Below are 14394 nucleotides of genomic sequence, written 5' to 3'. Positions count from 1 at the left end.
CGAAGCTCGGTATGGAGGGGCTTCGCCCGATGAGTTGCCGGTTCAACCAAGGTTGGTATGGGGGAAAAAGCGAGGAGGATCACTGGGTGGCGTTTCTCCGGGGGCCGAGTGAAGCCAGGTGAGAGCAGGAATAACCGAACCAAGAGAGGCGCTAAGGGGTTTTCTCCGCCCGCAGCATATTCGATACAGCGATAAAGAGCGGGCGGTTCAACCAAGGTTGGTATGGAGGGGTGTATGAACTGGCCAACCGTCGCAATCGCAGGTCTGTTGTGGTCGGCCGTTGCCGTGCCGGTGTTCATGGGGATGCCGGACTGGCAGGCCGTGCAGGCGGAAGAGTCCACCGACCCCGCTCGACTCGTGGAAATTGCGGACGTGCGGGTGCGGGTCTCCGAGCAGGGCCCGGTGGTGTTGCTGCTGGCTGAAGGCCGCGCCATTCCGATTTTCGTGGATGCCACCGTCGCCGGCTCCATTCACGGCGCGCTCACGGGCGAGAAACTGCCCCGGCCGATGTCGCACGACCTCATGCACAATATTCTGCAAGCGTTCGGCGGCCGCGTGCTGCGCACCGTCATCACGCTCAAGGGCGGCACCTATTATGGCGCGCTCACGGTGGCGGTGAACGGCGAGGAGAAGGTGTTCGACAGCCGGTCGTCCGATTCAATCGCGCTGGCGGTGCATTTCAAGGCGCCGATTCTTGTCGGGCGGGATCTGTTGGAGTCGGCCGGGAAGGTGCTGCCCGAGTTCAAGAAGCAGGAACTCTGACCGTCATTCTTTCGCCATCCGCTCTTCGAGCCGTTTCAGCCGGTTCTGCGTGGATTGCTTGATGAACGCCATGTTCTCGGCCAAATGCTGCTCGGCGGTAATCTGCCCGGCATCCCGTCGGCGTTGTTGTTCGAGCCCGAACCGGGCCATCTCCCCGACGGCTTGGTCATTGAGCTGTTTCCAGATCGCCCGACACACCGCTTGCCTGCCTTCGGGATAGCGGTCGCAGGGAGGATCGCCCGCAGCCGCGGAGAGCGGCATCGGCATCGCCGACGCGACCAATGCGGCGGCCCATGTTGTGAGGCTCAGCACGCTCGATGGGCGTCCACGGTGAATCACGCGCACAGCATACCACAGCGGCCCGTTTCGCGCCGTGATTTCTTGACAGGCTCAGGGGGTTTCCTTAGACTGCCTTCCGTTCGGCAATGTCGGATCTCGCTGCGCGGCGGCCTCCTACCGCGGGGTATCCTGCCATGACAGCCGGTCGCACGTACGATCTCACGACCTTTTCCCTCCGCGACATGACGGAGTGCGGAGTGGCGTTGCGGGCGCTCGGTCCGTCCTCGCCCGGCCTGCACGAAGTTGCCCAGAACCTCTCCCAATTCCTGTACAGCCATCTCTGCGATCGGCACACCGGACTGCCGCAATGCGTCCTGGTCCGGTGTTTTTTGACCCGGGAATACGGGTCGTTGGGCGAGGCGGATCGCCAGCTCGCCAGCCAGGCGCTGGGCCGCCGGCCCAGGTCGAACGCGATGAAATGCCTCACGCTCATGGGAACCGCCGGTCTGGAAGCGGAGTGGAATGATCGGGACCGGTCGCGCCGGTATCGCGCGATTCCGCTGGTGAGCGAACAGTTCGTGTCCCAGTTTCCCATGTTCTCTCAACTGCTCCGGCAGTTCGGCGTGAACCTGGAGTCGATCGTGCCCCCCGGCTCCGACCTGGTCATCGACTGGGAAGAACGGACCCATAACGTGTTTTTCGTGCCGGATGCCGTAAAGAGCCCGTTCGTGCCGGTGCAGGACGAGTTCGTCTTGCGGTACGGCGTTCGGTCGGTCTTGGGGTTCGGCGGGATCTTGCCGTCCGGCCACCTCTTTGCCGTCATCCTGTTTGCGAACGTGCCGATTCCGAGCGACACGGCCGATCACTTCCGCACGCTGGCCTTGAGCGTGAAGCTTGCAATATTGCCCCACGATCAAAGCGCCGGTTCGCGGCACAATCGTCATCAGAAGTGCACGGTCGAGCCTGCCGGGACCGGCCGATTCAATCAGCAGGCGGCCGCATTGCTGCAATCCCGGGTGGGCACGTTGCAACAGTTGTTGGCCGTGCACGAGCGGACGGTGATCGCGGATGTCATCCAGCGAGATCTGGATGAGGCCAACCTGGAGCGGTTGCGACGTGATTACGAGCTTCTCCTGAACTCAGCGTGGGATGGGATCTGCCGGGTGGACCTCCATGGCAACGTCACCTTCGCGAATCCGGCGGCGGCGAGCCTGTTGGGGTGGCGCGCGGTTGAGTTGATCGGCCGGTCCATGCAGAAGCTGGTGCGCCAGACGCGGGCTGACGGCACGGACGATACCGCCGATGAGTTCCCCGTCATGCGCTCGTTGCGCCAGGGGATGATCCAGCATTCCGTCGATGAGATGTTTTGGAGAAAGGACGGAACCGGCTTTCCGGTCGAATATTCCTCCACCCCCATTCTCGAAGACGACCGGATCGTCGGGGCGGTGGTGACGTTTCGCGACATCAGCCGGCGGAAGGAAGCGGAACTGGCGCTGCGCAAAAGCGAAGAGCAACTGCGGGCCTTCGTCGATTCCAGCGAGGACGGCATTATCACCATGGATGCCGGGGGCGCCATCGTCTTTTGCAACCGGGGCGCCGAGCAACTGTTCGGCTATGCCCGTGCGGACCTGCTTGGGCAGCCGATGACGCGACTCCTGGCCGAGCGTCACCATCCGCTCTATTGGCGGATCGTGTTGGGCGCAGGGGCGACCCCGGCGGAGGCCGAGCGCGGCACGCTGTTCGAGTTCATCGGCGTCAAGCGAGACGGAACGGAATTTCCGTTGGAACTATCGCTCTCAACCTGGACGATCCCGAGCGGGCGATTCTTCACCGGCATTATCCACGACATCACGGGACGCAAGCGGGCCGAACAAGAATTGCACCAGGCCCTTGAGGGGGTGCGGACCCTGTCCCACAAGCTGGAGGCGGTGCGGGAAGATGAGCGTACCCGGATCGCGCGGGAGCTGCATGACGAGTTGGGGGTCGGGCTCACCTGCCTGAAGCTCGATCTCTCGCGCATCCGCACGCTGGTCACGGGCGACCTGGCCCCGCGCGAGCGCGCCAAGTTGACCGACAAGGTGCAATCCATGACCCAGCAGATCGATGCCACCATCACCGCGGTCCAACGCATCGTGGCGGAACTCCGGCCGGGCGTCTTGGACGATCTGGGGCTGGTGGCGGCGGTCGAATGGCAATGCCGGGATTTCACGCGGCGCACCGGCATCAAGTGCGCGTTTGCCACCGGGATCGAAGATCTCCACGTGGAGCGCGGCCAGGCCACCGCGGTCTTCCGCATCTGCCAGGAGGCGCTGACCAATGTGGCCCGGCATGCGGCGGCGACCGAGGCCAAGGTGCGGCTGGAGGCCGCCGGGGACGATCTGTTGTTGGAAGTGTGGGACAACGGCGCAGGAGTGCCGGAAGTCCGCCTGTCCGATCCCAAGTCGTTCGGCCTGCAGGGCATGCGGGAACGGGCTCGGGGATATCGGGGGACATTGACGATTGCGAGCGAGCCGGGGCGGGGGACCGCGGTCCGACTCAGGCTGCCTCTTCACTGAGCGAGGGACCCATGTACAGAATTCTGATTGCGGACGATTTTCCGCTGTTTCGGCGGGGCGTGAAGGAGATGTTGGCGGAAGGGCTGGGACCCGTCAAGTTCGGGGAGGCGGGAAACGCCCGCGAGTTGCTCGATTTGGTGCAGAAGAAACCATGGGACGTGGTGATCATGGACATCTCCATGCCCGGCACTACGGGGACCGAGGCGCTGAAGCAAGTGAAACACGACCGCCCCGCGCTGCCGGTGATCGTGCTCAGCATGCATCCGGAAGATCAATATGCGGTCCGCATGTTCAAGGCCGGCGCAGACGGCTATCTGAACAAGGCCAGCGCGCCCCAGGAACTAGTGCAGGCCATCAAGAAGGTCGCGAACGGCGGCCAATACGTCAGCCCGCAGGTGGCCGAGCGGCTGGCGCTCACGATGAAAGCGAGCGACGGCCGGCCTCCCCATGAGCTGCTGTCGGATCGGGAGTATGAGGTGCTCCGCCTGATCGGCTCCGGCAAGACCGTCTCGGAAATCGCCGAGTCGCTCAATCTCAGTGTGACGACGGTCAGCACCTACCGGGCGCGCATCCTGAACAAGATGCAATTGAAGAACAATGCGGAGTTGACCCGCTACGCCCTGATGCATCAAGTCGCCGAGTAGCCGGCCGGTCAGCCCGACTCCGCCGTCGAGAGCGTCCTTACAACACGATAATGTTCTCCGACCGCCCCATCCTTGTCGTTTAAACCACGACAGCCACTCTCAGGCTGATTCGACAAGAATTTCGACGGTTCGAGGATGGACCGCCTGGGGTTCCTGCGGTATACCACAACCCTCTTTTTATTCGTGCCGTCCCGGTTCATCGCAACGTCCATTCATTTCATTGAGGGTAGGCATGACACGTCACGAGGAGTTGGAACAGGACATTGTCGGCCTGTTGGACGGGAACGCCCCCCGCTCACTCGAGGACCTGATCGCCCGGTTGCCGGCCTACAGTTGGAACGAAATTTTCGGCGCCGTCGATCGCCTGACCCGTGAATCAAGGTTGGTCCTCCTGCGGCCGAAACCGTCCCAGTATTTGGTGGCCCTCCACCCTGTCGATCATCTGTCCCGGTACACGCCGGCAGCCTGATCCGAGCCGCCGGGTCTGTACCCTCCGATGTCGGATTTCCTCGATATCGATCAGGGGGACGTCCAGCCGGGATCGAGTCCGATCCCGGCGGTGACGGCGCCATCATCATTTGACCGTCCTCGCGTGCGATTGCGCGGAGAGGCGCGTCTGCCCGGCTCACCTGGAGGTGATCGTATGCTCGACCATCACTTGGACGATGAGAGACCCGGCGGCCCCTGGTCTATTGTCCTGGGGGGCGGCGACAGCCAACCCGTGCGCCCGCTGATCGCGAAATGGCTGGGGCGTCAAAAGCCGAAACCCTTCTGCACGTTTCTCGGCACCAGGTCGTTATGGCAACACAGCATCGACCGGGCCGTGCAGCTCAGCCGGCGGGAACGCGTGATCGCGGTCGTGAACCAGGACCATCGGCAGGAAGCGATGGATCAGCTTGGCGATCGGACGATCGATCGCCTGCTGGTGCAGCCGACGAAAAAGGGCATCGCAGCCGGGATCTTCTTGGCGCTGTCCTGCATACGGATGCGCGATCCGAACGGTACCGTGGTCATTGTCCCTTCGGATCATTTTGTGTATCCGGAAAGCCGGTTCCTGCGGGCGGTCGAGGAAACCGTCTGGATTGCGCGGGAACTCCCGCATCGGTTGGTGCTGCTGGGCGTGCCCCCGGAATCGCTCGAACTGGACTATGGATGGATCAAAACCGGGGCGCCGGTGATCCTTCGCACCGAATCGTCGGTCAAGCTCGTGCGATCGTTCGTGGAGAAGCCGTCCGCGCTGGAGGCCGACCGGGTCTTGGCGGAGGGGGCCTTGTGGAACACGCTGGTGGTGGCCGCCCAGGCCGAGACCCTGTGGAATCTGGGGCGGCAGGTCCTGCCTGAACTCGTCCAGACGCTCGAAGGACTGAGCGTGTATGCCGGCGGCGCGCTGGAGCGGGCCGTGCCGTCGATTTTGCTGGATGCCCTCCCGGCGTACGATTTCTCCAAAGATTTTCTCGAACAGATTCCCGACTACCTGGCGGCGGTCGAGTGCAGGGCGTGATCTGGAGTGATTGGGGCCGGCCTCGTCGGATCGCCAGCACCCTCAGGCGGATCGGCCGCGAGCCGGCCTTCCCGCTGCATTGCCTTCCCAAGCCCTTAGTGCCGTTCCAACAGATGCCGGCCGGCTCCCTGCCGACAACGGCTGCCTGAGCAACATGCGCGGCGACGTCTGGCCCGATGAGATGATTGGCGGACGAAGCTACCGCCGGCAGGGCGTGCGAGGGGGTGAGCGGGCCGATCAGGAGGGGACGGGATTCATTGTTCGGCAGGGGGAGACGAGGACTGTGAAACCGAGCGCTGTTGGGCGAGTCGCACATGGACCTCGTCGTCGAAGGTCCAGAACCCGCCGTCCTGCCGGTCGCTTTTCACGCACCAGTAGATGAAGATCAGGCAGATGCCGTCCGCGTAGACCCAGTTGGACATGCCCCGCTCGATGCGAACCGTCACCGGCTCGTAGCCCGCCTTTTCGATCCTTGCCGTATGGTCCTCTTTCCGGTTGAGTGACACCTTTCCGGGGGCGGTCACGTGGACGCGCTCATCGAGGAGGATGTCCGCTTCCGGCGGGTCCGTATACAACGTCACGGATTGATGGTCCCCATGCATCAACGAGGCGCAGCCGGAGAGCAGCGTCCAGAGGCTGAGGATTGGAAGGCCGAAGCGGAACATGGATCGCATGTGAAGTAGGAGGATCGGCCTCTCGGCCGGTCCCGTCGCGCGATGACAGCGGCCGCTAGATGTTCATGGCTTCCTGGACCTCTGTGAGCGTCCGATGGGCCACGGTTGCGGCGCGTTGACTTCCTTCTGCCACAATCTCCTCCACCTGTCCAGGCTTATTCATCAACTCCGCACGGGCGTCCCACATCGGCTGCATGCGGCCGACGATGGCGTCGGCCACCAGTTTTTTGCAGTCGATGCAGCCGATGGCGGCGGTGCGGCATTCCCGATCGATCTGTTCGATGACGGGCAGAGGCGAGAAGATCTTGTGGAAGTCATAGACCGGGCAGACATCCGGGTTGCCGGGATCGGTGCGACGCACGCGCGCGGGGTCGGTGACCATGGTCTTGAGCTTTTGCCGCACCACCGGCTCCGGGTCGGACAGGTTGATGGTGTTGCCGTAGCTCTTGCTCATCTTCCGCCCGTCCGTCCCGGCGACCTTGGGAAACTTGGTCAGGTGTTCCATCGGCTCCGGGAACACGGGACGATAGAGGCTGTTGAAGCGGCGGGCCAGTTCGCGGGTCAATTCGAGATGAGGCAGTTGATCCTTGCCGACCGGCACGAAGTCCGGCTTGTAGATGAGGATATCGGCGGCCTGGAGCACCGGATACCCCAGGAAGCCGTAGGTGGCCAAGTCGCGTTCTTTGATCTCTTCCTGCTTTTCCTTGTAGGTCGGGTTCCGCTCCAGCCAGGAGATCGGAATGATCATCGAAAACAGCAGGTGGAGAATGGCGTGGTCCGGCACCCGCGACTGCACGAAGACGGTGGCGCGGGCGGGATCGATGCCGGCAGCCAGCCAATCGATGATCAATTCCCGAGAGAACTCGCGCAGCCGGCTCGTGTTTTCGTAGTTGGTCGAGAGCGCATGCCAGTCGGCGACGAAAAAGAAACAGTCGTAGTCGGCCTGCAACACCTTCCAGTTCTCCAACGCGCCGAGCCAGTTGCCCAGGTGGAGCAGGCCGCTGGGTTGCATGCCGCTGAGGACGCGCTTGCGTGGAGTCTCCGTCATGGTGTGACACCTCGGGTCAGGGTCTGGACCTGTTGGACGATCGTGTTGGCCGTCAGATCCGTCAGCGGACCGGTGACGGTGCCGATGACGTGGATCTGCGGATCCAGCAACACCAGCGCAAAAATCAGGATCATGCCGTAGGGTTCGAGTTGGGCCAGCGCGAGCGCCGGCCGGGGCGGCAACAGGCTGGTCAAGATCCGGCCGCCGTCGAGCGGCGGGATCGGGATCAGATTGAACAGCATCAGCAGCACGTTGATCAGCACGGAATAGAGCGACATGACGGCGAGCGGGAGCAACGCCATGCCCGCGAGATCCTGCCGCCTGGCGCTTGATGGGCGGGAGAGGAATTCACCCACCGTCGGATCCAGCCTCAGGAAGGCGCTGAACGCGGCGGCGCTGAGAACGGCCAGCACGAGATTCATGGCGGGCCCGGCCGCGGCCACCCAGGCCATGTCGCGGCGCGGATGCCGCAGGTTCCGGGGATCGATGGGGACGGGCTTCGCCCAGCCGATGAAAAACCCGCCCGGCATCAACAGGCAGAGAAGCGGCACCAGCACCGTCCCGAGCGGATCGATGTGCGCGAGCGGATTCAACGTGAGGCGGCCTTGCAGGCGGGCGGTGGGGTCGCCCAGCCGGTTGGCCACCCATCCGTGCGCGAATTCATGCAGGACCATGGCAAACAGCAGCGGCAGGCCCATATAAGAAATCTTGTGGAGGACTTGAGACAACGCGGCCATGGGTTACTCGATTTGCACCAAGCGTCCGCCCTTGATGCCGATGACGAAGATCCGGCGGACGAGCGTGCCGGACCCATCGAAATGCGCGGGCCCGCCGAGCGTCGGCAGATCGGGGTGCGTTTGGAGATATTCTCTCACGGCCTGACCCGAGGTTGCACCCTTCCGGAGGGCATCGAGCACGACCCCCGCGGCGTCGAATGCCTGCGCGGCAAAGGCTGTGGGAGAAGCTTGAAATCGTTGCCGGTACCGGTCGACGAATTCTTGCACGGCCGGATCGGGGCTCTCGCTGAAGAATCCGTCCACAAACACCGATCCCTCCAAGGCCGGCTCATTGACGGTCGGCGCGGGCGTCGCGTTCCAACTGCTCGTGCCCAACAGCGGAACCTTGACGTCGTGAAAGACCAGTTGAGGGGAAAGGAGCGTGATATCCATCGCCCGGCCCGGGACAAAGACTGCGTCGAATCCCGGCGAATACAGATCGCGCTTCTGGCCCTTGGAGGTGACGACCGGGGTCGTCATCCCGTATTTCTTGAGATCCTGGGCCTTGAGCCGCTTGATCGCCTGGCCGAAGTCGGTATCGCCTTCCTTATAGCTTTCGGTCGCAATGACTTCGCCGCCGTGTTGGATCAGCTCTTGGCTGAAGAGCTGGGCCAACTCCCGGCCGTAGGGTGTGTCGGGATAGAGCACGCTCACCCGCCGGTATCCCAACTGTTCCGTCGCGTAGGAGGCGAGGCGTTTGGCTTGATGAGAATAGGTCAGGGCCGTGCTGAAGAGCCACGATCCGTAGCGGCGGACATCGGCCGCGGTGGCCGACGGCGTGATCGCCGGCGTGTCCGTGCGCGCGGCCACCTCGGCGACCACGGGCAGATGCTTCGACAGGAGGGGGCCGATCACGGCAACAGGATGATACTCCTCCAGGGTGTCGGCGAGATCCTGGGCCAGCCCGCCGCGGGGCGCGGCGGAGTCCTTGACGATCAATCCCACGGACGTTTGCCCGTGCACCTCCTTGGCCTTCTCCAGAGCGAGCTGAATGCCGTTCAGCACCTCCGTCCCGAACGGCGCCAGCTTGCCGCTGAGCGGCAGCAGCGCGACGAGGACGGCCTGGCTCGATTTGAGTTTTGCGGCCAGGCCGTTCAGCAAATCAGCCGCCTTCGCCGCGTAATCATGCGAAGGGAATCGCTGAAGAAACAACCGCAGTTGCCGTTCGGCCAAATGGTCCTCGCCGCGCGCCGTATGCCATTCGATCAACCGGATCAGGGCGACATCGCCGGGAAAAGACGTGGGATAGGTGTCGCGGACCTGCATGAGCGCCCGTCGGTCCAGCTTGTCGCGGATGAGCGCCTGGATGCGGGCCGCCGTGCCGCTGCGTTGCTCGGGTTGGGCCAGTTCCATTTCCTCCAGCCAGGCTTGGATGGCGCGGTGACTATCGCGCTTTTGAGCCAGAATGTCGCCGGTCAAGAGCAACGCGTCCCGCTTGGTGGCGACATCGGCGGTCTGGCTGCGAATTTCCGCAAGGAGCGGCAAGGCCTGGTCCGAATGTCCCAGCGCGGCGTGTTCCGTGGCCAGGAGCATTTTCGCGCGGTCCAGCAGCGGCGAAGTCGGAAACTCACTCAGGAAAAAATTGAGCGCGGCGACGGCCTCGGCATGTTGGTTCATTCCGCGGTAGGCGGCGGCCATCAACAGATAAGCTTGGTCGGCCTGCGCCGGGCGGGGCGAGAGGTTGACGAACGGTTTGAGCAGCGCCAGTGCTTCGTCGGGCCGCTGGGATTCGATAAGCCGCTTGGCCTTGTCCATCGTCGCGGCGGCGCGGCTTAGTTGGGTCCGTGCGCCATCGGTCGGCCCGGGCGGTGATGGGGCGGCCGCCAGCGGAATCGGGACAAGCAGGCAGAAGACGGCGATGAGAATCAGGCCGGCCGTCCGGGCAAGCCGGTCGGGAACCGTGGTTCGGAGCAGTCGGGACGGTCGGAGCAAGATGGAAGGCATGGGAACGTAAACATGGCGACACTCGCCGCGACGAAGGTGACTATAGGTAAGCACGAGAAATCTTGTCAAGGAATCGTACGATACGACGCGCGAGGAGAACGAAATGGAGTTCGTGTTTGTGTTGAGCGTCGCGCTTCGCTATAGTCGCAAACAGGATTCGACCGTCGATGAGGAATCCGACACGATCGATACGGGCGGCCCGGAACCGGCGTCCCGTCGATGCTTCTGTCGCACGCGAGGACGACGCGGGGCAGGAGGATCGAACCGATCACTGGACTGATCGGTTCGTGCGGTATCTGCGGGTGGAGAGCGGACTGGCCGCCAATACGGCGGAGTCCTACCGGTTGGATCTGGAGAAATTCTTCTCGTATCTTCGCAAACGAGAGTGGTCGGATCCTGCCGATGTCACGCCTTCCGTCTTGGCGGAATTTTTTGCCGAGGTCGCGAAGGGCGGCGCCGCCGCCTCTTCCCGCGCTCGGTATTTGGCCACGCTCCGCGGATTGTATCGGTTCCTGCGCCAAGAAGGTTTCTGTCGGGACGATCCCACCCAACATTTGAGCGCGCCGAAGACGGGCGTCAAACTCCCCCGTACCTTGACCAAACAGGAGGTGGCAGCCCTGCTCGACGGTCCTGTTCCCGGCGGTCCGGAAGCGGCGCGGGACGATGCGATGATCGAGCTGCTCTATGCATCCGGACTTCGGGTGTCGGAACTGGTGGCGCTGCCTCTTGCCGGGCTGAACCTCCAAGTCGGATATGTGCTTGTGTCGGGGAAAGGGAGCAAGCAGCGCATCGTGCCCATCGGCGAAACGGCTCACCGGAAGCTCGCTCAGTATCTTTCCCAGGCGCGGGGGCTGCTGCTAAAACGGCGTACTTCGCCGATGTTGTTCGTGACCCGCCGCGGCGGCCCCTTGACCAGGCAGGGATTCTGGAAATTGCTCCGACGCCGCGCCAGGCAAGCCGGCATCACGGCGCGCCTGTCTCCCCATGTGCTGCGACATTCCTTTGCCACGCATCTGTTGGATCGCGGCGCAGATCTGCGGTCGGTTCAGGCGATGCTGGGACATGCGAGTCTGGCGACGACTCAGATTTATACGCATGTGGAACGGGAACGGCTGAAACAGGTGCACGACCGGTTCTTCCCGCGACGCCGGGGATCGGCGCGGCGCCCGCATCCCGTTGGAGGATCGTGAACGAAGGGCGTCGGCCGCCGAAGCCAAGGAATTGCGGCATTGGCGCGATGGCCGCGACGCCCAGACGATGTCGCGGATCGGTTGACATCGCAGGGGCGACTTGATAGCATGCGCAACTATCGGTGATTACAAAACTTTAGGCGGATAGCTCAGCCGGGAGAGCGCTGCCCTTACAAGGCAGAGGTCGCAGGTTCGATCCCTGTTCCGCCTACCAGGAATAGAAGACTACCAAACAACGTATTCAACCTATTGACGAGCTGATTTCGGGCTGCGTTGACCATCGATCTGCATCCACAGTTCGCACCGCGCAGTCGCCAAGCTTTCTCCATCCATTGCGGGGCCGTCGTTCAGCCTGGTTTAGGACGCCAGATTGTCAATCTGGAGGTCGCGGGTTCAAATCCCGTCGGCCCCGCCATTTTTGTTTTCAGATCGATGACATTATGTACGCGACCGGTGCACAGTATCCCGCGAGCTGTACAGGAGGGACGTTAAAAGGGAATGAACTTGCAAGCCGGTCCCCTCGGACTCGTTAGTTCACTCGGTCTTGTATCCAAAATCATTCTGCTCTTCTTGTTCGGGTTTTCCGTTTTGTCCTGGGCCATCATCCTCTATAAACTTCGGGTCTACCGTCGGAGCGATGCCGAGGATCAACGGTTCCTGTCGAGTGTTGCAAAACTGAACGATGTGGAGGAAATGCGACGGCAGGCGCGCCGGGCCGGGGACAGCCCGTCGGCGGCCGTGCTCCTGAACGTCCTGGATCGGCTGCCGGAACTGCCCGAAGCCGGCGGGAATCCGCACAAAGACAATCCTGGCCCACCGGACATCAATCAAGTTGACCGGCATTATCTTGAGCGTTCGATGGCATATATCGTGCAGGGACAATTGGCCAAGATGGAATCCTATCTGCCCTTTCTCGCGACCACGGGCAACATCACCCCCTTCATCGGGTTGCTGGGGACGGTGCTGGGGATCATCGATTCCTTTCGGGAAATCGGGCAACAGGGGACGGCCAGCATCGGGGCCGTGGCGCCAGGCGTGGCCGAGGCATTGGTGGCGACGGCCATGGGGTTGTTTACGGCTATTCCGGCGGTGGTCGCCTACAATTATTTCCTCTCGCGCATTCGACGGATGGCGTTCCGTCTGGAGACCTTCAGCGTGGAGGTGTTGAACTCGTTGCTGCAACGCACGGGAGCCAGGGGGGCGGCCTCGTGATGATGGAATCCCGCCATCGGCGTTTCATGGCCGAGATCAACGTCATCCCGCTCGTAGACGTCGTCCTGGTGCTGTTGGTCATTTTCATGATCACCGCGCCCATGCTCTACCGGGGGATCGACATCAAGCTGCCGTCCTCGGCCAGCAACACCATCAAACCGGAAGTGCGGATGGTGCTGACCATTGAAAAGGATCAGAAGCTGTACCTGGACAAGGACCCGATCAGCGTCGCGCAGCTTGAGCGGCGTCTCCGTTCGGCCAAGGAGCAGAATGCCGACGTATCGGTGTTTCTGCGGGCGGATCGGGACGTGCCGTACGGCACGGTCGTGCAGGTGATGGACGGGGTCAAGAAGGCCGGCATCGAAAAGATGGGCATGGTGACGGAACCAACGGGGAGCGAGCGGGTCACCGAGGAGCCAGCCAAGGTCGGAGAACGAAAGCGCTGACGCGCCTTTCGGCCCGAGGTCGGGGGCGGTTGGAAACAATGGGGCAGATGGCCGCGCGGTCTCAATCGTCGTCACAGTCCTTGCCGTTCGTCCTGCCCCTGGGCGGGCCTAAGGGGAAAGCCGAACCGGTCACCGGTCCGCTCGCCCTCTCGCTGCTGCTCCATTTCGCACTCCTGCTCGTCTTTGCCCTCATGTCGTTTAAGACCGGAGAACGGCCCCTGTCCTCTGCCGTCCAGGTATCGTTGATTACCTTGCCGCCGGCTCCGCCTGCACCCAAGCCAACCGTGCAGAAGAGTCAGCCGCCTGTGGGTCAAACCCCGCCCAAACCGGTGACGCAACCACAAAACAAGCCAGAGCTGCAGCCTGCGCCGACCTTGCCTCCGCCCCCGCCTGCAGTTCAAAAGACCCCGGGGCCGATCCAGAAGGCTCCCGCTCCGATCCAGAAGGCTCCGCCCCCGGTTGCCGTGGCGCCGAAATTGCCGGCTGTGTCGCCAGTTCCTCCGCAGCCCAGGTTGGAGCCCGTCGCGCCTCCGCCCGCTCCTCCGGTCTCCGGGCCGAAGCGCGGAGCGGAGAATCCGTTTCGCGGCGCATTGAAGGACTTCGATCTCCCTCGCGAAGTCCCGAAGTTCGGGGAGCTCAGCCCTGACCGGCCGGTGGCGCCCGCGCCGCAGCCGATCCCGGATGCCAGGCCCCAGCGGGTGCCTGACCGAACGCGGACGGACGTGACATCCCTGCTCAGCAAGCTGAAGGTGCCGGAGACCAGGGAATTGCCTGCCGTCCCGCCACCGACTGTCGAGGATCGCCCGCAGCCGCGTGAGCGGCGGGCATCCCTGTCCGACGAGTTTCAGCAGGAATTGGAGCGGGAACTCAAGAAAGCCAAGGAACAGCCACTGCCCAAGCCGCAGGAGAGTCCGGCCTTCAGCACCGCGACGGTCAAGACGGTTGACACGCGACCGCGCGAGAGCGTGAAGCATGAAGAGATGGAATCGAAGCCGGTTCCTCCCGCGGCAATGTCCAAGCTTGCGAGCACCCGTCCGGAAATGACGATCAACGTCCCCGGCGCTGGGCCCGGGTCGAACGCCTATCTCGCGAGAGTGCAACAATTGATCAGCCAGCATTGGACTGCTCATGAGGTCGAGATGGCGGGCAAGTCCCTGACCGTAGTTATTCGGTTTCGCTTGAGCCGCACCGGCGCCGTCAGCGGGGTGGTTGTCGAGCAGTCATCCGGAAACGTGTACTATGACCTGGCCGGGAAGCGGGCCGTGTTGAACGCGGACCCGCTGCCGCCTTTTCCCAAGGACCTGTCCAGCGCCTATTTCGACGCGCACTTCAGTTTCGTGGTCGGAGACTCTACGGGGTAATG

Annotated in this window: 14 protein-coding genes and 2 tRNA genes; 11 read left to right on the top strand and 5 right to left on the bottom strand. The window is 63.1% G+C overall.

The window, feature by feature from the left end; genetic code table 11:
* The first annotated feature begins 234 nt into the window (after window positions 1-234).
* Entirely contained in the window at window positions 235-762 is a 528-nt protein-coding gene (locus QWI75_RS16925) for a bifunctional nuclease family protein (protein ID WP_289269957.1), read from the top strand.
* Window positions 763-765: 3 nt separating this feature from the next.
* On the opposite strand, the gene QWI75_RS16920 is transcribed toward QWI75_RS16925, so the two are convergent.
* Complete coding sequence (locus QWI75_RS16920) at window positions 766-1074, bottom strand: hypothetical protein (protein WP_289269955.1); 309 nt, start codon at window positions 1072-1074, stop codon at window positions 766-768.
* Window positions 1075-1235: 161 nt separating this feature from the next.
* Between QWI75_RS16920 and QWI75_RS16915 the strand changes: the two genes are divergently transcribed.
* The 4 genes from QWI75_RS16915 to QWI75_RS16900 all read left to right on the top strand — a co-directional run bounded on the left by QWI75_RS16915 (window position 1236) and on the right by QWI75_RS16900 (window position 5741).
* Entirely contained in the window at window positions 1236-3596 is a 2361-nt protein-coding gene (locus tag QWI75_RS16915) for a PAS domain-containing sensor histidine kinase (RefSeq protein WP_289269953.1), read from the top strand.
* 11 nt (window positions 3597-3607) lie between these two features.
* Window positions 3608-4240, top strand: a complete 633-nt coding sequence (locus QWI75_RS16910) for a response regulator (RefSeq protein ID WP_289269951.1) — start codon at window positions 3608-3610, stop codon at window positions 4238-4240.
* A gap of 232 nt (window positions 4241-4472) precedes the next feature.
* A complete protein-coding gene (locus tag QWI75_RS16905; RefSeq protein WP_289269949.1) occupies window positions 4473-4709 on the top strand; it encodes a hypothetical protein in 237 nt (78 codons plus the stop codon).
* Between the two features lie 174 nt (window positions 4710-4883).
* On the top strand, window positions 4884-5741 hold the full coding sequence (locus QWI75_RS16900; RefSeq protein WP_289269947.1) for a sugar phosphate nucleotidyltransferase: 858 nt from the start codon (window positions 4884-4886) through the stop codon (window positions 5739-5741).
* 254 nt (window positions 5742-5995) lie between these two features.
* On the opposite strand, the gene QWI75_RS16895 is transcribed toward QWI75_RS16900, so the two are convergent.
* Genes QWI75_RS16895 through QWI75_RS16880 form a run of 4 tightly spaced genes read right to left on the bottom strand, consistent with a single transcriptional unit; the run spans window position 5996 to window position 10183 of the window.
* Complete coding sequence (locus QWI75_RS16895; protein WP_289269945.1) at window positions 5996-6415, bottom strand: PEGA domain-containing protein; 420 nt, start codon at window positions 6413-6415, stop codon at window positions 5996-5998.
* Window positions 6416-6470: 55 nt separating this feature from the next.
* Window positions 6471-7463, bottom strand: coding sequence for a tryptophan--tRNA ligase (gene trpS, locus QWI75_RS16890; protein ID WP_289269943.1), 993 nt, complete (start codon window positions 7461-7463; stop codon window positions 6471-6473).
* Window positions 7460-8200, bottom strand: a complete 741-nt coding sequence (locus QWI75_RS16885; protein ID WP_289269941.1) for a site-2 protease family protein — start codon at window positions 8198-8200, stop codon at window positions 7460-7462. The genes trpS and QWI75_RS16885 overlap by 4 nt, the downstream gene beginning before the upstream one ends.
* A 3-nt stretch (window positions 8201-8203) precedes the next feature.
* The gene (locus QWI75_RS16880) at window positions 8204-10183 is read right to left on the bottom strand and encodes a penicillin-binding protein activator (RefSeq protein WP_289269939.1); all 1980 of its coding nucleotides are present in this window, start codon (window positions 10181-10183) and stop codon (window positions 8204-8206) included.
* A gap of 167 nt (window positions 10184-10350) precedes the next feature.
* On the opposite strand from QWI75_RS16880, the gene xerD reads away from it, so the two are divergent.
* The 6 genes from xerD (at window position 10351) to QWI75_RS16850 (ending at window position 14392) form a co-directional block, all read left to right on the top strand.
* Window positions 10351-11373 carry a site-specific tyrosine recombinase XerD gene (gene xerD / locus QWI75_RS16875; protein ID WP_289269937.1) on the top strand — a complete coding sequence of 341 codons (1023 nt, stop codon included), beginning with the start codon at window positions 10351-10353 and terminating at the stop codon, window positions 11371-11373.
* A 138-nt stretch (window positions 11374-11511) separates the two neighbouring features.
* A tRNA-Val gene (locus QWI75_RS16870) sits at window positions 11512-11587 on the top strand.
* 122 nt (window positions 11588-11709) lie between these two features.
* Window positions 11710-11788 (top strand) — tRNA-Asp (locus QWI75_RS16865).
* 83 nt (window positions 11789-11871) lie between these two features.
* Window positions 11872-12585 carry a MotA/TolQ/ExbB proton channel family protein gene (locus tag QWI75_RS16860; protein ID WP_289269935.1) on the top strand — a complete coding sequence of 238 codons (714 nt, stop codon included), beginning with the start codon at window positions 11872-11874 and terminating at the stop codon, window positions 12583-12585.
* Window positions 12585-13031, top strand: a complete 447-nt coding sequence (locus QWI75_RS16855; RefSeq protein WP_289271659.1) for an ExbD/TolR family protein — start codon at window positions 12585-12587, stop codon at window positions 13029-13031. Before QWI75_RS16860 ends, QWI75_RS16855 begins: the two co-directional genes overlap by 1 nt.
* A gap of 47 nt (window positions 13032-13078) precedes the next feature.
* On the top strand, window positions 13079-14392 hold the full coding sequence (locus QWI75_RS16850) for a TonB family protein (protein ID WP_289269933.1): 1314 nt from the start codon (window positions 13079-13081) through the stop codon (window positions 14390-14392).
* The last annotated feature ends 2 nt before the right edge of the window (window positions 14393-14394 follow it).

Source organism: Nitrospira tepida (genome assembly GCF_947241125.1).
Classification (GTDB): domain Bacteria; phylum Nitrospirota; class Nitrospiria; order Nitrospirales; family Nitrospiraceae; genus Nitrospira_G; species Nitrospira_G tepida.
Note: the sequence above shows the minus strand (reverse complement) of the source record. Positions and strands in the feature narration are given on the sequence as shown.